The organism is Streptomyces sp. NPDC001056, assembly GCF_053598955.1.
In genome coordinates this window covers 1-17,781 of record NZ_JBSFLI010000003.1, presented here as the reverse complement: position 1 = coordinate 17,781, position 17,781 = coordinate 1, and the positions used below count along the sequence as shown (strand labels likewise).

General features: G+C 71.0%; 16 protein-coding genes and 1 rRNA gene. 10 read left to right on the top strand and 7 right to left on the bottom strand.

Translation table 11 applies throughout. The features are described 5' to 3' along the window. Positions 1–5 precede the first annotated feature (5 nt). From ACWDD7_RS04760 to ACWDD7_RS04740, 5 genes are all read right to left on the bottom strand, one after another. On the bottom strand, positions 6–710 hold the full coding sequence (locus ACWDD7_RS04760; RefSeq protein WP_450456370.1) for a phosphatase PAP2 family protein: 705 nt from the start codon (positions 708–710) through the stop codon (positions 6–8). Between the two features lie 175 nt (positions 711–885). After that, the gene (locus ACWDD7_RS04755; protein ID WP_351871715.1) at positions 886–1,893 is read right to left on the bottom strand and encodes a bifunctional lytic transglycosylase/C40 family peptidase; all 1,008 of its coding nucleotides are present in this window, start codon (positions 1,891–1,893) and stop codon (positions 886–888) included. Positions 1,894–2,052: 159 nt separating this feature from the next. Further along, positions 2,053–2,820, bottom strand: coding sequence for a trypsin-like serine peptidase (locus ACWDD7_RS04750; RefSeq protein ID WP_450456369.1), 768 nt, complete (start codon positions 2,818–2,820; stop codon positions 2,053–2,055). A 139-nt stretch (positions 2,821–2,959) separates the two neighbouring features. Continuing rightward, entirely contained in the window at positions 2,960–3,769 is an 810-nt protein-coding gene (locus tag ACWDD7_RS04745; RefSeq protein ID WP_450456368.1) for an SDR family oxidoreductase, read from the bottom strand. A 143-nt stretch (positions 3,770–3,912) separates the two neighbouring features. Beyond that, a complete protein-coding gene (locus ACWDD7_RS04740) occupies positions 3,913–4,836 on the bottom strand; it encodes an oxidoreductase (RefSeq protein WP_450456367.1) in 924 nt (307 codons plus the stop codon). Positions 4,837–4,925: 89 nt separating this feature from the next. Here ACWDD7_RS04740 and ACWDD7_RS04735 point away from each other — a divergent pair, with 89 nt between their 5' ends. The 9 genes from ACWDD7_RS04735 (at position 4,926) to ACWDD7_RS04695 (ending at position 16,304) form a co-directional block, all read left to right on the top strand. Continuing rightward, a complete protein-coding gene (locus tag ACWDD7_RS04735; protein ID WP_351871706.1) occupies positions 4,926–5,543 on the top strand; it encodes a TetR/AcrR family transcriptional regulator in 618 nt (205 codons plus the stop codon). 267 nt (positions 5,544–5,810) lie between these two features. After that, entirely contained in the window at positions 5,811–7,154 is a 1,344-nt protein-coding gene (locus ACWDD7_RS04730) for a S53 family peptidase (RefSeq protein WP_450456366.1), read from the top strand. Between the two features lie 358 nt (positions 7,155–7,512). Then, positions 7,513–8,814 (top strand): S53 family peptidase, encoded by a 1,302-nt coding sequence (locus ACWDD7_RS04725; RefSeq protein WP_450456365.1) that lies wholly within the window; start codon positions 7,513–7,515, stop codon positions 8,812–8,814. A gap of 360 nt (positions 8,815–9,174) precedes the next feature. Then, the gene (locus ACWDD7_RS04720; RefSeq protein WP_014673544.1) at positions 9,175–9,483 is read left to right on the top strand and encodes a hypothetical protein; all 309 of its coding nucleotides are present in this window, start codon (positions 9,175–9,177) and stop codon (positions 9,481–9,483) included. Between the two features lie 125 nt (positions 9,484–9,608). After that, positions 9,609–10,436 (top strand): hypothetical protein, encoded by an 828-nt coding sequence (locus ACWDD7_RS04715; RefSeq protein WP_450456364.1) that lies wholly within the window; start codon positions 9,609–9,611, stop codon positions 10,434–10,436. Continuing rightward, the gene (locus ACWDD7_RS04710) at positions 10,426–11,778 is read left to right on the top strand and encodes a hypothetical protein (RefSeq protein WP_450456363.1); all 1,353 of its coding nucleotides are present in this window, start codon (positions 10,426–10,428) and stop codon (positions 11,776–11,778) included. Before ACWDD7_RS04715 ends, ACWDD7_RS04710 begins: the two co-directional genes overlap by 11 nt. After that, a complete protein-coding gene (locus tag ACWDD7_RS04705; RefSeq protein ID WP_450456362.1) occupies positions 11,775–13,334 on the top strand; it encodes an SCO6880 family protein in 1,560 nt (519 codons plus the stop codon). Before ACWDD7_RS04710 ends, ACWDD7_RS04705 begins: the two co-directional genes overlap by 4 nt. Before the next feature lie 14 nt (positions 13,335–13,348). Then, positions 13,349–14,761 (top strand): ATP-binding protein, encoded by a 1,413-nt coding sequence (locus tag ACWDD7_RS04700; RefSeq protein ID WP_351871688.1) that lies wholly within the window; start codon positions 13,349–13,351, stop codon positions 14,759–14,761. Between the two features lie 10 nt (positions 14,762–14,771). Next, complete coding sequence (locus ACWDD7_RS04695) at positions 14,772–16,304, top strand: type IV secretory system conjugative DNA transfer family protein (RefSeq protein WP_450456361.1); 1,533 nt, start codon at positions 14,772–14,774, stop codon at positions 16,302–16,304. Here ACWDD7_RS04695 and ACWDD7_RS04690 read toward each other — a convergent pair. Then, entirely contained in the window at positions 16,293–16,844 is a 552-nt protein-coding gene (locus ACWDD7_RS04690; protein WP_450456550.1) for a GNAT family N-acetyltransferase, read from the bottom strand. The two genes, ACWDD7_RS04695 and ACWDD7_RS04690, sit on opposite strands and share 12 nt — an antisense overlap. Positions 16,845–16,905: 61 nt before the next feature. Between ACWDD7_RS04690 and ACWDD7_RS04685 the strand changes: the two genes are divergently transcribed. After that, positions 16,906–17,454, top strand: a complete 549-nt coding sequence (locus ACWDD7_RS04685; protein WP_450456360.1) for a cysteine hydrolase family protein — start codon at positions 16,906–16,908, stop codon at positions 17,452–17,454. Between the two features lie 64 nt (positions 17,455–17,518). Here ACWDD7_RS04685 and rrf read toward each other — a convergent pair. Continuing rightward, positions 17,519–17,635: ribosomal RNA gene (gene rrf / locus ACWDD7_RS04680) — 5S ribosomal RNA — on the bottom strand. Positions 17,636–17,781: the final 146 nt, after the last annotated feature.

The following is a 17,781-nucleotide window of genomic DNA, read 5'->3' as shown; positions in this document are numbered from 1 at the left end:
AACCGCTACGCCGCCAGGTCCCGTTCCCCGGAGTCCACCGACTCCACGGCCCGCCGGGCTCCCGGCACCACCGGAACCCCCGCCGTCGCCCGGCGCCGTACGATCCACGCCAGCCCCGGTGCCCTCTCCACCGCCTTCATCAGCGGCGTGAGCAGTGCCGACGCCAGCGGGGCGAGCAGCAGCGTCACCGCCGTACCGAGCGCGAACCCCCCGACCACGTCCGTCGGATAGTGCACGCCCATGTACACCCGGCAGAACCCCTCCACCAGCGCGAGCCCGATCCCCGCCAGGCCGAATCTCCGGTTGGCGACGAACAGCCCCACCCCGAGCGCCATCGTCAACGTGGCGTGATCGCTGACGAAGGAGAAGTCGGTCTTGCCGGAGACGAGGACATCGAGCCCCTGATGGTCCACGAAAGGCCGCGGCCGTGACACGAATCCCCGGATCGGGATGTTCACCAGCACCGCGATACCGGCCGCGAGCGGCGCCCACACGAGCGCGGCCACGGACGCCGCCGCGTCCTCCCCGCCCCGCCGCCGCACCGACCACCAGCACCACACCACGAGCAGCACCATCGCGAGCAGCAGCCCGTACTCGCCCACGAACTCCATGATCCGGTCGAACCAGTGCGGCGCGTCCTTGGCCAGTCCGTTGATGTCGTAGAGCAGTTCGACGTCGGGGTTCGATCCGGACTCGGCGAGTACAGCCATGGTGCTGCGGCCCCTTCGTCGTCTTCCCGGACGCACCTCGTGTGCGTCGCACCGACCCCCGTCAACAGGAACGCACGGTCACCATCAATACGTTCCACTCTCCACCGAAAGATCACGCAGACGTTACCGAAGAGAGACTCATCATCGCAGCTCAGGGGGTAGGTTCACGCGCGGTTTACACCGTCGTGGGGAGCGCTTTTGCGCCATCTTCGGTCACCCGGGTCGCACCGAAGTAATCGGCGCCGTCGATCGGGTCGAACCGGATCACCGCCCCCGTGCGGGGAGCGTCGATCATGTAACCGCCACCGACGTAGATCCCCACGTGGTGAATGGCCCGGGAGTCGCCGGGGTCGTGGGAGAAGAACACCAGGTCGCCGGGGAGCAACTGACTGCGGGAAGGGTGCGGTCCCGCGTTGTACTGGTCGTTCGCCACGCGCGGCAGCTTGATCCCGACGCTCGCGTACGCCGCCTGGGTCAGCCCCGAGCAGTCGAAGCGCCCGCCCTGCGCGGCCGTGCCCTCGCCGCCCCACAGGTACGGGGTGCCGAGCTTCTTCTGCGCGAAGTCGATCGCCCCCGCGGCCTGCCGGGTGGGGTCGAGCCGGCTGGGCGGCGCGGCGAAGCTCGCCGCGAGGCTCTGGATGCGCTGCACGTAGTTCTGCGTCTCGCTGATGGCCGGGACCCCGCCGGCCTGGATGACCCGGTAGGCACCGGCGTTGTACGCGGCGAGCATGTTGTCGGAGACGTTGCCCGGAACGTCCTTGACGTACTTGGCGAGTTCGCAGTCGTACGACGCCGCCGACGGGATGGCGTCGGCCGGGTCCCAGATGTCCCGCTTGCCGTCGCCGTTGCCGTCGATGCCGTGCGTCGCCCAGGTGCTCGGGATGAACTGCGCGATGCCGCGGGCGTCGGCCGGGCTGACCACGGTCGGGTTCCAGCCGCTCTCCTGGTACAGCTGCGCGGCGAGCAGCGCGGGGCTCAGCGCGGGGCACAGGTTCCCCCACTTCTGCACCAGCTGCTGGTACGCCGCCGGCACCGCTCCCTTGGCCAGCGCCCGCCCGCCCGCGGCCATGCCGCCCACCAGGTTCCCGGCGACCAGGTACACCCCGACCACGAGCACCATGACGAACCCGAGCCCGCCCGCCACGAGGGCACCACCGACGACCCATGCCTTACGCACCGTCAACCGCCCCTCACCGTCGGCCAGTCCGCCGACAGCAGTGTAGAAGTCGCGCGGGCCCGGCACGAGAACGCCCGTCCGATCGATACTGCCCAACCGCCCCGCGAACGCGCGTACTTCCGCTCCGGCCGCGGTGTGCGAGAAGGGGAACGGCTGAGCCCGGGGTCAGCTCGCCGCCGTCGCGTCCCGGTACAGTTCCGCCGCCTGCGCGCCCAGCACCACGCTGTACGACACGTCGTCCGTGGCGCCCCCCTCCTCGTGGCCGCCGAGGACGCCGACGACCTGGTGGTCGCCGTTGATCCAGGGACTGCCGCTGGTGCCGCTGGTGAAGGAGGGGCAGTAGATGCGCTGTTGGGTGGAGCTCTGGCCTCGGGGTTTGTTGGTGCAGCGGATGGGGAGTTCACGGGAGTCGGGATAGCCGGTGAGTGTCACCGCGGTGGCGCCGGTGGTCGCGCCGGTGACGAACGGATTGCCGCCGACCACCTGTTCGACGCTCCGCCCGTCCAGGTCGGCCACCGTCGCGAGGGCGACGTCGCTGTCCTCGTCCTGGTCCCGCGCCCAGCCGGTCGGCAGGAAGCGCCTGGTCACCTTCCACACCCCGTACGGCGCCCGTCCGTCGCGGTAGCCCGGCACGAACACCAGGTCGTCGGCGCCGTTCATGCAGTGCGCGGCGGTGGCGATGAGGTCGCCCCGCGGGCTGTGCACCACCGACGCCGTGCAGAAGTGGCCGCCGGTCAGGCTCCCCGCCCGGTCCGCGTCGAACAGCGCGCCGACCCGCGCCTCGCGCAGGGAGGCGACCGCGTCCGCGGTGACCCCGAGGGGGCCCGGCCCGTCATCGGCGGAGGCCACGGACGCCGAGGTCAGGGCGAGCATCACCACTGCCCCGAGCAACGCGGGACGCGAGGTGAGCGAGATGCGTGAGATGCGCTTCATCAGCCCTCACTCTGTCTCACGAAGGTGAGAAACCCGCCCCGGCTTCGCTGAGAATTTCCGCAGAAACCTCCCGATGGCCGGTGCGCGCACCAGGCTAATGTCCTCCCGCCGCATCCGCCTCCCCAGCGGTCACGCAGCGTCAGAAGGTCGTCGTCATCCCGCCGTCCACCGCGATGGTCTGCCCGGTGACGAAGGACGCCGCGTCGCTCGCGAGGAAGACGACGACCCCGGCGATCTCCTCCGGCCGGCCCCAGCGCCCCAGCGCCGTGCGGGTCCGCAGCCAGCGCTCCCGCTCGGGTTCCGCCGCGGGTTCGGCGTCGGCCTCGGTGGCGAAGGTGCCCGGTGCCACCGAGTTGACGGTCGTACCGCTCGGCCCGAGGTCCGCCGCGAGCGCCCGGGTCAGCCCGTCGAGGCCCGCCTTCGCGGTGGCGTAGCCGGCATCACCCGTACGGCCCAACTGGCCGACCACCGACGACACGTTGACGATGCGGCCCGGCACCCCGCGCGCGGCGAGGCCCCGGGCCACCGCCTGGCTCAGCGCGTACGCCGCGGCCAGGTCGGTGTCGAGCGGCGCGTTCGGTTCCTGCGGGGTCGTCTCGGCCGCGTCCCGCCGCTCCCGGTGGCCCATGTTGTTGACCAGGATGTCGAGTTCGCCCAGCTCCTCGACCGCCGCCTCCGCGGCCGCCCGGTCCGTGACGTCGAACGCGGCGATCGCGATGTCGTACCCGCCCTCCGCCCGCAGCCGCTCGGCCGCCGCCGCGAGGGCCGCCGGGTCGCGGCCGCCCAGGACCACCCGGGCGCCGGCGCCGGCCAGGCCCCGTGCCATCTCCAGGCCGAGGCCGCCCGCCGCCCCCGTCACGAGGGCCGTACGGCCGTCGAGCCGGAAGCTCACGGGGCCGCCGCTGGTCACCGGGCCACCGCTGTCGTCGCCCGTCTCTGCCGAGGTCATGGTTCGCTCTCGGTCCGTGGTGCGTCCTGAAGTTTCCTGGAGGGTTCCGGGAGATCCCTTCCCGCACCGTGTGCGGTCCCCCACGGGTTTCCGCCCCCGTTCACCCGATCCCCGTCACCGGCTCCCGTCCCGCCCGCTCCCGCTCAGCCGTTGCCGCTCCCCGCCTTCCACTCCACCCCGGTCAGCTCCTCCGACAGCGTCCACAGCCGCCGTGCCGCCTCCGGGTCGCTCGCCGCCGCGCTGCGGGCGACCAGGGTCGGGGCGCCGCGGAACTCGCCGAGGCCGTCGGGGCCGATGTAGGCCGCGCCGGGGAGGTCCTGGGTGGCCGCGTAGAGCGTGGGCAGGGCGCCGGCCCGGTCGCTCTGCGCGACCACCCGGTTGGCGACCGCCATGCCCGCCCGGACCAGGGGGTTCGCGTGGTGGCTCTGAAGGTTGGTGGCCGCGTATCCGGGGTGGGCGGCGAGCGCCCGCACCCGGGAGCCGGACTCGGCCAGGCGGCGCTGGAGTTCCAGGGTGAACAGGAGGTTCGCCAGCTTGGACTGGGCGTAGGCGCGGGTCGGGGTGTAGCGGCCGCGCAGGTTGACGTCCTCGAAGCGGATGCGCTGGTCCCCCCAGCGGTGCGCGGCGGAGGCCAGCGTCACCACGCGGTCCGTGACGTACGGCAGCAGCAGGTTCGTCAGCGCGAAGTGCCCGAGGTGGTTCGTGCCGAACTGCCGCTCGAACCCCTGCGCGGTGCGCTCCTCCGGCAGCATCATCACGCCCGCGTTGTTGATCAGCAGGTCCAGCGGGCGGTCCCAGCCCGCGGCGAAGGCGCGCACCGAGTCAAGGTCCGCGAGATCGAGGTGGCGCACCTCGGTGCTGCCGCCCACCCGCGCCGCGGCGGCGCCGCCCCGCCCGAGGTCCCGTACGGCGAACACCACATGCGCGCCCGCCCGGGCCAGGGCCTCGGCCGTCACCAGTCCGAGGCCGCTGTTGGCGCCGGTGACCACGGCCGTACGGCCGGTCTGGTCGGGGATGCGGTTCACGTTCCATGTGCGCGCACCGCGCGCGCCGGTCGTCTCAGCCATGACCCCAATGTAGGCAGCGCCTACAATGCTGTCAATGACAACAACACGTGCGTCGTCGCCCATGATGACGCCGTCTACATCGGGATACGATGGTCCGCATGCCCGCAAGCCGCCCCTACCACCACGGAGACCTGCGCGCCGCGCTGCTCAGGAGCGCCGAGCGCACCCTGCGGGAGAAGGGGGCCGGCGCGCTGTCGCTGCGCGAACTGGCCCGGGACACCGGGGTCAGCCACGCGGCCCCGGGCCGGCACTTCAAGGACAAGCAGGCCTTGCTGGACGCGCTGGCGATGGAGGGGTACGAGCGGCTGGACCGGGTTCTCGGCGAGGCGCACGGCGCGGGCCCGGACTTCGAGCGGCGCATGGCCGCCATCGCGCGCGCCTACCTCGGCTTCGCCATCGAGCATCCCGAACTGCTGGAGCTGATGTTCACGCGCAAGCACCGCCCCGACAGCTCCGCGCAGCTCAGCGCGGCGGTCGACCGCACCTTCGGCGCGCTGACCCGGCTGTTCGCCCACGCGCAGGCGCGGGGCGAGGTCGTGGAGGGCGACCCGGAGCGCATCGCGCTGGTCGCCGCCGCCCAGCTGCACGGCCTGGCCGCGCTCATCGCCAGCTGCGCGCTGGACGCGGAAGAGGTCGTCGCCGGCCTGGACGACCACGTCCATCTGCTGCTGCACGGACTCAAGCCCCGCTCCTCGGACCGCGCTTGACCCTCCGGGGGGCGATCCGCTCCCCCAACCCTCCCTGGTCATACCCCTCTTGACCTGCCCACTTGGTCATCTCCGCGCCATCACCCCGTCATTGATCAGTAAGCCGGGCACCCCATTTGGGTAACGCGGAAGTCAGAAATCCGAAAGCCCCTTGTTGTCGCGTACTCAACAAGCGCAAGGTCATCGCGGGCCGCCGCCCCCATCGGCGAACACGCCGGTGGCCCCCCACAGCAGGCCTCTGCCCCACCACTTCCAGGAGGCTGTACCTTGCGTACGACCAACTCCCCCCGCATATCCGGCGGATGGCGCCGGATCGGCTCGGCCGCCGCGGCCGCCACCGCGCTCGCCCTCGCCGGCTTCGGCGCCGCCGCCCAGGCGGACGCGGCCACCCCCCACAAGGTCAGCGCCAGGACGATCGCCACCCAGGTCGCCAAGGCCCACGTGCAGTACACGAACGCCTGTGCCACCAGCCCGAAGAAGGGCTACGCCGCCTGTGACGCGCTGCGCGTGACCGGAGGCACCACCGCCTTCATGGAGAAGCAGGCCGCGATCAAGGGCGTCGCGCCCAAGACGATCAGCCCGGACGCCACCTCCAGCACCCCGACCGGCTACGGCCCCTCGGACCTCCAGTCGGCCTACGGCCTCACCTCCGCCGCCTCCGCCAAGGGCTCCGGCGAGACCGTCGCGATCGTGGACGCCTACAACGACCCGAACGCCGAGGCGGACCTCGCGGCGTACCGCTCGTACTACGGCCTGTCGGCCTGCACGACGTCCAACGGCTGCTTCAAGAAGGTCAGCCAGACCGGCTCCACCACCTCGCTGCCCGCCTCCGACAGCGGCTGGGCCGGTGAGATCTCGCTCGACCTCGACATGGTCAGCGCGACCTGCCCGAACTGCCACATCCTGCTGGTCGAGGCGAAGACCGCGTCGATGACCAACCTCGGCACCGCGGTCAACGAGGCCGTGAAGCTGGGCGCCAAGTTCGTCTCCAACAGCTACGGCGGCTCGGAGTCCTCCTCCGACACCAGCTACGACTCCTCGTACTTCAACCACCCGGGCGTCGTCATCACGGCCAGCGCGGGCGACTCCGGCTACGGCGCCCAGTACCCGGCCGGCTCCCGGTACGTGACCGCCGTCGGCGGCACCGCCCTCAAGCAGGCCTCCAACACCCGCGGTTGGAGCGAGAGCGTCTGGAACACCTCCAGCACCGAGGGCACCGGCTCCGGCTGCTCCGCCTACGACGCCAAGCCGTCCTGGCAGACCGACACCGGCTGTGCCAAGCGCATGATCGCGGACGTCTCCGCCGTGGCCGACCCGGCCACCGGCGTCTCCGTCTACGACACCTACGGCGCCAGCGGCTGGAACACCTACGGCGGCACCAGCGCCAGCTCCCCGCTCATCGCCTCGGTCTACGCGCTGGCCGGCACCCCGAGCAGCAGCAGCTACCCGGCCCAGTTCCCGTACGCCGCGGCCGGCACCTCCGCGCTGAACGACGTCACCAGCGGCAGCAACGGCTCCTGCACCACCAGCTACTTCTGCACCGCCGGGTCCGGCTACGACGGCCCGACCGGCCTGGGCACCCCCGAGGGCACGGCCGCCTTCACGGGCTGAGCCGCCGACCCGCGGACGTGACGCCCCCGTCGGGTCACGGGGCGCCGCCGACGAAGAGGGGGACGTGGGGTCCCCTCGGCGGCAGCAAGAGAAGGAGGGCGGGCCACGGCAACCAGCCGCGGCCCGCCCTCCGGCCTTGTCCGCCACCGCGGCCCGCCCGCCCCGTTTCCCGTGCGCCAGCTGTGCGTTCGGTCAAGAGAGCGGCAACGTTCGGTCAGCCGGACTCCAGGATTCCTGTGCGTCGCCCGCTCCCTCTTGTTTGTCGCGTACTCGACAAGTCATCGTCTTCGTCGTACCGCCGCGCACATCAGCAACGTGCTTGTTCCCACCCCACGACAGGAACATCAGGAGGCTGTACATGCGTACGACCCCCGCCGCCGGCACCCCGGCCGCCCCCGGCCGCCGGCGTCGCCTCGGCACCGTCTTCGCCGCCGCCGCCACGCTCGCTCTCGCCGGCTTCGGCACCGCCGTCCAGGCCGACACCGCCGGCGCCGCGCCGGCCACGGCGACCTGGGCCAAGACCCCCTGCGCGACCCCCAAGCACCAGGGCGAACTCGCCTGCAACTCGCTGCGGGTGACCGGCGGACTCACCGCCTTCCAGAAGCAGCAGGCCACCGACGGCATCACCCCCAAGGCCGCGACGCCCTCCGGCTACGGCCCCTCCGACCTCCAGTCGGCGTACGGCCTCACCTCCGCCGCCGCCTCCAAGGGCTCCGGCGAGACCATCGCGATCGTGGACGCCTACAACGACCCGAACGCCGAGGCCGACCTCGCCAAGTACCGCTCGTACTACGGCCTTTCCGCCTGCACCAAGGCGAGCGGCTGCTTCAAGCAGGTCAGCCAGACCGGCTCCACCACCTCGCTGCCCACCAGCGACGCCGGCTGGTCCGAGGAGATCTCCCTCGACCTCGACATGGCCTCCGCCATCTGCCCGAACTGCAACATCCTGCTCGTCGAGGCCAAATCCGCGACGATGGCCAACCTCGGCACCGCCGTCAACGAAGCGGTGAGCCTGGGCGCCAAGTACGTCTCCAACAGCTACGGCGGCTCGGAGTCCTCCTCCGACACCAGCTACGACTCCTCGTACTTCAACCACCCGGGCGTCGCCATCACCGTCTCCGCCGGCGACTCCGGCTACGGCGCCGAGTACCCCGCCGCCTCCCAGTACGTGACCGCGGTCGGCGGCACCGCCCTGTCCGAGGACTCCACCACCACCCGCGGCTGGTCGGAGACGGTCTGGAACACCTCCAGCACCGAGGGCACCGGCTCCGGCTGCTCCGCCTACGACCCGAAGCCGTCCTGGCAGACCGACACCGGCTGCGCCAAGCGCACCATCGCGGACGTCTCCGCCGTGGCCGACCCCGCGACCGGCGTCTCCGTCTACGACTCCTACGGCGTCACCGCCGGCTGGTACACCTTCGGCGGCACCAGCGCCAGCTCGCCGATCATCGCCGGGGTCTACGCCCTGGCGGGCACACCGAGCAGCGGCAGCCACCCGGCCCAGTTCCCGTACGCCGCGGCCGGCACCTCCGCGCTGAACGACGTCACCAGCGGCAGCAACGGCTCCTGCACCACCAGCTACCTGTGCACCGCCCGTTCGGGGTACGACGGCCCGACCGGCCTCGGCACCCCCGAGGGCGTCTCGGCCTTCACCGGCTGACCTCTCGTCAACCCGTACGACCACAGGCCCCGGTGGCGTCCGCCGCCGGGGCCCTCGGCCGTTTTCGACCGCCCGCGCGTGAGACCATCGAAGCGGCTCCTCACCCGACCGGCCGCCGAGAACCGGGCCGGGGCGTAAAGGAGGTCAACGACGGAACCACGTGGCAGGTTCCGGTCGGACCTCGTTGCCCGGGGTGACCTGCCGTGATACACAGAGTGACCATACGAGGTATTCGTACGAAACCCGCCAGTCAATGACGTCAAGTCGACATACGACGGCGACGTTGTCGGCGACAATGAGGCCTGACCTCTGCACAGGGCAGGGGACTCGCGGAACTACCCACCAGGGGCGGTGACTTACATGCTCTTTGCGGCCGACAAGGGAGACATCAACACCATCATCGGCGGGATCGCTCCGGACTGGGGGCCCTTCGGCAGCCTGGGCAACGAGGCCAAGGTGATGATCGAGGTGGTGATGGCGGTGGCCATCCTGCTCTGCCTCGGCATCGCGGTCTGGGGTGCGGCCAAACAGCGCATCGGGGCGACGGCGCTGCGCGACACCTTCAGCGCGGAACAGGGCAAGGGCCTCATCATCGCCGGACTCACCGGGGTCTTCATCATCGGTTCCCTGGGCACGCTGTTCACCATCGTCTACGGCATGGCGGTCTAGCGCACCCCCTGTTCCCCTCCCCTTAGAGGTTGCGTCTCCCTGATGTCGAGTCACCACACCGCGCCCGCGCGGGAACCAGCACGGCTACCGTCGTACGACCACGAGGTGGAGGGGGCGTGCACGGCATGAGCCACGGAGACGAGCAGGGCTACTCCGACTACGGCGACACGGGCCACACCCGTACCCGCCTCCCCGACCACGACCCCTACGGCGGCGCCCCCCGCCGCCCCACCCGCTCCCCCTCCCGGGGCCTCATCACGGTCGTCGGCGTGGTCGTCCTGCTGATCGCGGCCATCGCGTTCGCGAACCGAGGAGACAACTCCTCCCCGAAGGACCCGACCGCGAAGTCCTCCCAGCCGCACACCTCGCCCACCGACCCCACGGGCACACATCCGGTGCAGACCAGGACCAACGGCATCCCGTCGAACTTCGCGCATACGGAACAGGGTGCCCAATCAGCTGCTTCGAACTATGCCGTGGCGCTGGGTTCGACGGCCATGTTCAAGAAGGACAGCCGCCACGCACTGCTGCAACTCCTGTACGTTCCTGATGCGGCGTCCCGTCTCCAGGGCGCGATGGACCAGGCCTACACCTCGGACTTCCTCGCCAAGATGGGCCTCGACGCGGACGGCAACGCCCCCAAGGGCAGTACCTTCGTCTCCCGGGTGACCCCGATCGGCGCGACGGTACAGCAGTACACGGACAATGACGCCAAGGTCGCCGTCTGGTGCGTGGGACTCATCGGCATGGCCGGCAGCAGCTCGACCGATCCGGTCACCTCGTCCTGGAAGACCTGGAGCTTCGACCTGCAATGGTCCGACGGCGACTGGAAGATCGCCGCCGACACCCAGAAGGACGGCCCCTCCCCGGTACCCGGGGACGACCCGGCCGCCACCTCCGACGAGATCTCCAAGGCCATCGAAGAGTACGGAGGGTTCACGTATGCCCGGTAGCCCGCAACGTGCGCTCAAGCTCGCCGGAATCGTGGCAGCCGTCCAGACCACGGCCGTACTACTGGCCACACGCGCCGTCGCCGCTCCCTCACCCACGCCCTCGGGCAGCCCGTCGCCCTCGCCTTCGCCTTCGGGGCACAAGTACAACTGCGGCGTCATCACCGGCGACGCCAAGAAGTACTGCGAACGCGGCAACACCCCCAGCGGGTCGGGGGGTGCCAGCGTGCCCGACACCTCCACCATGGACCCCCTGTCCTCGCTCGCCAAAGGCTGTGCGGAAGCGGCTGCCTGGACGGTGAAGAAGCTCAGTTCCGCCGTCAAGGACACCGCCAACGTCGACTTCACCAACCAGAAGTTCCTCCAGCAGTACGCCATCGTCTTCGCCGCCTCGACCATCCTCACGCTGCTGCTCTGGCTCCTCGCCGTCGCCAAGCGCGCCGTGCGCGGCGTGCCGTTGACGACGGCGATCTCGGAGGCCGTCGGGTTCCTGTGGCTGACCGTGATGGCCTCGGCGTTCACGCCGCTGATCCTCTACACCGTCGTCTCCGCGACGGACAGCGTCACGGACGTACTGGCGAAGGCCACCGGCGACCAGGCGGACACGTTCTTCGGTACGTTCTCCGGCGCACTGAACAAGGGCACCGACATCGGCGGCGGCCCGATCATGCTGATCGTCGTCTCCCTGGTGAGCATCCTCGCCGCGGGCGTCCTGTGGCTGGAGCTCGTCATCAGGGCCGCCCTCCTCTACGTGGGCGCCCTCCTCGGCACCGTCGTCTACTCGGGCCTCGTCGACAAGAACATGTGGGGCCACGTCAGGCGCTGGGCCGGCATCATGATCGCCGTCATCCTGGTCAAGCCGGTCATCGTGATCGTGCTCGGCCTCGCCGGCGCCCTCTCCTCCGGCAACGGCCCCGACGCCTTCTCCGCCGTCGTCTCCGGCCTCGCGATCATCCTGCTCGCCATCTTCGCCAGCGCCGCCATCTACCGCTTCGTCCCCGGCTTCGGCGACGAGATCGCCAACGGCCGCAACAACCGCATCATGCAGGGCGCCGAGGGCAAGGCCGCCGCCGTCATCAGCTCTCCCGCCACCCTCGTCGCGCAGGGCATCAAGACCCACAGCACCCGCGCCGACAGCAACGCGGCGGGCCAGGGCGGCGGCTCCAGCACCCCCCGCCCGGCCAACCCCGCCACCGGCGGCGTCGCCGCGCACAGCAGCCGTACCTCCGGCACCGGCGGCGGAGCCGTCCCCTCCGCCGCGCCCGCACCCCGGGCGGCCAGCCCGGTCAACACCCCGCACGCAGGCAACAACCGCAACAACCGCACGGGAGGTGAAGGGCGTTGACGACCGAGTCCCACCTGTCCCATCCGATCACGCCCCGCCGTACGTACCTCATCGGCCGCGCCCGGCCGAACGCGATCGTCGGCCGCAACCGGGAGTCCGGCGAGATCGCGCTGATCATCGCGGGCGCGTTCCTCGGCATGATGTGCGGCCTCCTCGTGCCGAACCTCTCGCTGCGGATCGTGCTGCTGACGGGCTTCCCGATGCTCGCGCTCGCCGCGGTGTACGTGCCGTACAAGCGCCGCACCTTCTACAAGTGGTTCGAGATCAACCGCAGCTACAAGCGCACCGTCAAGCGCGGCGCCGTCTACCGTTCGAGCGTCATGGAGGCCGGCACCCGCATCGACGGCGAGGAGGTCGAGATCGGCCCGCCCCCGGGCATCGGCCGCATCAACTGGCTCGCCGCCCCCTTCGGGCCCGACGAGATCGCCGTACTGCTGCACGCCGACCGCAAGACCGTCACCGCCGCCATCGAGATCGAGGGCCCCGGCGTCGGCCTGCGCGACTCCGAGGACCAGGAGGCGCTGGTCGACCGGTTCGGCACCCTGCTCAAGCACGTCGCCAACGGCGACGGGTTCGTCACCCGGCTGCAGATGCTCGCCCGCACCCTGCCCGCCGACCCCGACGCCCACGCCAAGGACGTCGCCCAGCGCGGCGACGACCGCTCCCCGGCCTGGCTGCAGCAGTCGTACGACCAGCTCCAGTCCATGGTGTCCACGAGCAGCGAGCAGCACCGCGCGTACCTCGTCGCCTGCATGCACTACAGCCGCGAACTGGCCGCCGAGGCCCAGGCGATGGCCCGCGCCGCCCGCCCCCAGGCCGGCCGCAAGCTCGACCGCGACGCCGGGCTCGCCGTCGTCATGGCCCGTGAGCTGACCGACATCTGCTCCCGCCTCCAGGAAGCCGACATCCGCGTCCGCCAGCCGCTCGGCCAGAGCCGGCTCGCCTCGCTCATCCACTCCATGTACGACCCGGACCACCCCATCGACCACATCCAGGCGATGACCCGGCGCAACGCCTGGCCGGCCGAACTGGACGCCACCGAGCCGACGTTCCTCCAGGCCAAGACCCGCGAGTCCACCACCCGCGCCCCCTGGTGCCATGCCACCGCCTGGGTCAAGGAGTGGCCGATGACCCCGGTCGGCGTGAACTTCCTCGCGCCGCTGCTCGTCCACACCCCGGACGTCATCCGCACCGTCGCGGTCACCATGGACCTCGAACCCACCGAGGTCGCCATCGAACGCATGCTGACCGAGAAGACCAACGACGAGGCCGAGGCCTCCCGCGCCGCCAAGATGAACCGCACCGTCGACCCCCGCGACATCGCCGCGCACAACCGCCTCGACCAGCGCGGCGAGGACCTCGCGAGCGGCGCGGCCGGCGTCAACCTCGTCGGCTACATCACCGTCTCCGCCCGCACCCCGGAGTCCCTCGCCCGCGACAAGCGGACGATCAGGGCCTCGGCCGGGAAGTCGTACCTCAAGCTGGAGTGGTGCGACCGGGAGCACCACCGCGCCTTCGTGAACACACTTCCTTTCGCCACCGGCATCCGAAGGTAGGGGCTGATTCGCCGATGCGGGATCCGCTGTCCGTCCTCACCGAGGCCTTCACCTCCTTCCTCTTCGGAAAGGTCGAGACGACCCGGCTGCCGGTGCGCACCTCCACGGGCCAGGCCCAGGCGGTCTACCTGCCCACGGCCGCGCCCGGCCTCGGGGACTCCGGCGTCATCATCGGGCGCGAGGTCTATTCCGGAAAGGGCTACATCTACGATCCCTTCCAGCTGTACGGCCAGCAGCTCCCGGCCCCGCACTGGCTGGTCCTCGGCGAGTCCGGCAACGGCAAGTCGGCGCTGGAGAAGACCTACGTCCTGCGCCAGCTGCGCTTCCGCGACCGCCAGGTCGTCGTCCTGGACGCGCAGGGCGAGGACGGGGTCGGCGAGTGGAACCTCATCGCCGAGGAGCTGGGGATAACGCCGATCCGGCTGGACCCCACGGCCGCCCTGGACCACGGCATCCGCCTCAACCCGCTGGACCCGGCGATCACCACCACGGGCCAGCTGGCGCTGCTGCGCACCATCATCGAGGTGGCCCTCGGCCACGGCCTGGACGAGCGCTCCGGCTTCGCCCTCAAGGTCGCCCACTCGTACGTCAACGAGACCATCGTGAACCGCCAGCCGGTCCTCACCGACATCGTGGAGCAGCTACGGCACCCCGAGCCGGAGTCGGCCGAGGCGATGAACGTCGCGCTGGACGACGTACGGGCCTGGGGCCTGGACGTCGCCCTGGTCCTGGACCGGCTGGTCGACGGTGACCTGCGCGGCATGTTCGACGGTCCGACCACGGTCGGCATCGACCTGGACGCCCCGCTCATCGTCTTCGACCTCTCCCACATCGACCGCAACTCCATCGCCATGCCGATCCTGATGGCGATCGTCGGCGTGTGGCTGGAGCACACCTGGATCCGCCCCGACCGCAAGAAGCGCATCTTCCTGGTCGAAGAGGCCTGGCACATCATCAACAGCCCCTTCGTGGCGCAGCTGTTCCAGCGCCTGCTGAAGTTCGGCCGGCGCCTCGGCCTGTCCTTCGTGGCGGTCGTCCACCACCTGTCCGACGTGGTGGACGGCGCGGCCGCGAAGGAGGCCGCGGCGATCCTGAAGATGGCCTCCACCAGGACGATCTACGCCCAGAAGGCCGACGAGGCACGGGCCACCGGCCGCGTCCTGGGCCTGCCCCGCTGGGCCGTCGAGATCATCCCGACGCTGACCCCGGGCATCGCGGTCTGGGACGTCAACGGCAATGTCCAGGTGGTCAAGCACCTGATCACCGAGTCCGAACGCCCGCTGGTCTTCACCGACCGCGCGATGACCGAGTCCTCCAGCGACCACTCCGCGGACGACGCCCTGCGCGCCGCCGAGCTGGAGGCCGAACAGCGGGCCGCGGCCTTCGTGGAACAGCACCTCGGCGACTCCGAGTCGACGGTGGCGTAGGGAGGTACGGGTGAGACCGGACGCTCGCACACCCCGGGAGGACCGGCGCCCGCAGGACGGCCGGAGCCAGGGCCAGGGCGGCATCCCCGACGGGCTGCTGCTCGGCGTCCTCGCCTTCCTCCTCGGCATCACCGTGCTGGTGTGGACGGCCACGGGCCTCTCGGCGCTCTTCGCGCAGGGCGCCTGGCCCACGGGCGTCACCTTCCTGCGCACCCCCATGGCCATGCGCCACCTGGTCAGCAGGCCCCACGACCTGGCCGGCGCCTGGCCCGACACCCCCGCCTCCCGGCTCTCCGGCTGGGGCCTGTTCTGGGGCCTGTTCATCGCCCAGCTGATGGTCCTCTTCGTCCTCACCGTCTTCGTCCTGGGCACCGTGGCCAGGTGGCGGGCCGGACGGGCGAGGGCGCGGGCGGTGGAGCGGGCGGAACCGGCTCCGGCTCCGGCTCCGGCTCCGGCTCCCGTGGAGACACCGCAGGGGTACGAGGTTCCGGTGCAGCGGCACGAGATGCCGGTGGCGCCGGTCGCGGTCGAACAGCCGGTGCCCGAGGAGCCGTCGGCCCACCACCCGGCCGAGAACAACCGGGTGGGCGGACGGGAGAGGGTCCTCATCGCACCCCCGGAAAGCCGCCGCACGACCGCCGCCCAGGCCGTGCGCGACGCGACCGGTCCCGTCCTCGTCGTCACCTCGGACCCCTCCCTGTGGGCGGAGACCAAGGACGCCCGCGCCAAACTGGGCCCCACCCACCTCTACGACCCCACCCACCGATGCGACACCCCGGCCCGTCTCCACTGGTCCCCCACCGCCGGCTGCGAGGACAGGCAGACCGCGCTGCACCGGGCAACCGCGCTCCTCGCCCCCGTGCGCCCCACCGCGCGCATCGACCAGGCCGTGGCCGACACCGCGACCACCCTCCTGCGGAGCTATCTGCATGCCGCCGCCCTGGAGAACCGCACCGTGCGGCACGTCCACCGCTGGTCCCAGGGCACCCAGGTGCAGGACGCGGTCCGCACCCTGCGCACACACCCCAAGGCCGCCCCCGGCGCCGCCGGCGAACTTGAGGCCGCCCTCACCGCGCACCCGGAACGCCGGGACATCGCCCAGGAGTTGACCGGGCGGGCGCTCGCCGCGCTGTCGACGGTCAACATCCGCGAGGCATGTACCCCAAACCGAACTGATGCCCTCGCCTTGGATTCCTTTGTCGATGAAGGGGGCACGCTTTACCTAGTCGGTGAATCCATCGAGGACCCGAGGAGCACACCGGGCGCGATGCCCCTCCTGACGGCCCTCGTCTCCAGCGTGGTCGAGCGCGGCCGGCGCATGGCCGAACGGTCATCCTCCGGTCGGCTCGACCCACCACTCACCCTGGTCCTGGACGACATCGCCGCCGTCGCCCCTCTCCCCCAGCTCCCGGACCTGCTGGCCACCGGGGACGAACAGGGCCTGCCCACGCTCGCCCTGTTCCGCTCCCGCGAACAGGCCCGCGCCCGCTGGCCGCACCGGGAGCTGCCGGGCCTGCCCGGACTGCCGGGGCTAACGGTCTAGGACGAACTCCAGCTCGCTCTGCGCCGCGTCCTTCACGAACGGCACCCGTACCCCGCTCGGCCCGAACCCGGCCTTGCGGTAGGCGCCCTGCGCCCGCGCGTTGTCCTCGTGCACCAACAGCCGGACCTGCTCGGCGCCGCGCCCCCACGCCCAGGCCACGCCCGCGTCGAACAGGGCCTTGATCAGCCCGTTCCCGCGGTGCTCGGGTCGCACGTAGACGCCGACGACATGCCCCTGCCGGCGGTCGACCGGGAGGCCGGCCCAGTCCTGGGTACCGGGCTCCTCCATCAGCACGGTCAGCGAACCGGCCCACGTCCCGTCGGGCAGCTCGGCGATGAACTGCTGCGCCGTCACCGACCCCTCGCCCGAACCGGTCGCCCGGTCCTGCCAGAAGAGGTCGGCCTTCGCGGCCGCCTCCTCGTACCCCTCCAGGAACGCGAGCGGGGCGGCCGGATCGCGCAGCGCGTCCAGCCGCAGGCTCCTCACCTTCCCCCACTCCGCGGGGCGCACGGCTCGTACGACGTAGTCTCCGCTGGTCATGCTGGTCATGACCGCCACCGTAGCGGTGCGCCCGGCGCGCGGCATCCCATAATCTGCCCGCATGACCACACTTCAGGAACGACCCCGTACCGCCCTGCTCGTCATCGACGTCCAGAACGGCGTCGTCGCCGGTGCCCCGGCCCTGGACGACGTACTCACGAACATCAACACCCTGCTCGACAAGGCGCGCTCGGCGGGCGTACCGGTGGTGTGGGTGCAGCACCAGGACGAGGATCTGGTGCCCGGCACGGAGAGCTGGGAGTACGTTCCGGAGCTGAAGCGCCTCGACACCGAGCCCCTGGTCGCCAAGGGCTACCCGGACTCCTTCGACGACACCGACCTTGAGTCCGTCCTCGCCGAGTACGGGGTGGGCCGGCTGCTGGTCACGGGCGCGCAGACCGACTGCTGCGTCCGCTCCACGCTGCACGGGGCCCTGGTCCGCGGTTACGACGCGACGCTGGTCGCCGATGCCCACACCACGGAGGACCTCACGGCGTACGGCGCTCCGGCCCCGGAGCAGGTGATCGCGCACACCAATCTCTACTGGAGCAACCAGTCCGCACCCGGCCGCCAGGCCGGCACGGTGAAGACGGCGGACGTGGAGTTCTGAGCCCAACCCGACCGTAAACGCAGAAAACCCCCGCACCACTGGTGCGGGGGTTTTCCCAAAAATTGTTCGGCGGCGTCCTACTCTCCCACAGGGTCCCCCCTGCAGTACCATCGGCGCTGAAAGGCTTAGCTTCCGGGTTCGGAATGTAACCGGGCGTTTCCCTAACGCTATAACCACCGAAACACTATGAAACTGACAACCAACACAATGGCCGTTCGTGGTTTCAGAACCAACACAGTGGACGCGAGCAACTGAGGACAAGCCCTCGGCCTATTAGTACCGGTCACCTCCACCAGTTACCTGGCTTCCAGATCCGGCCTATCAACC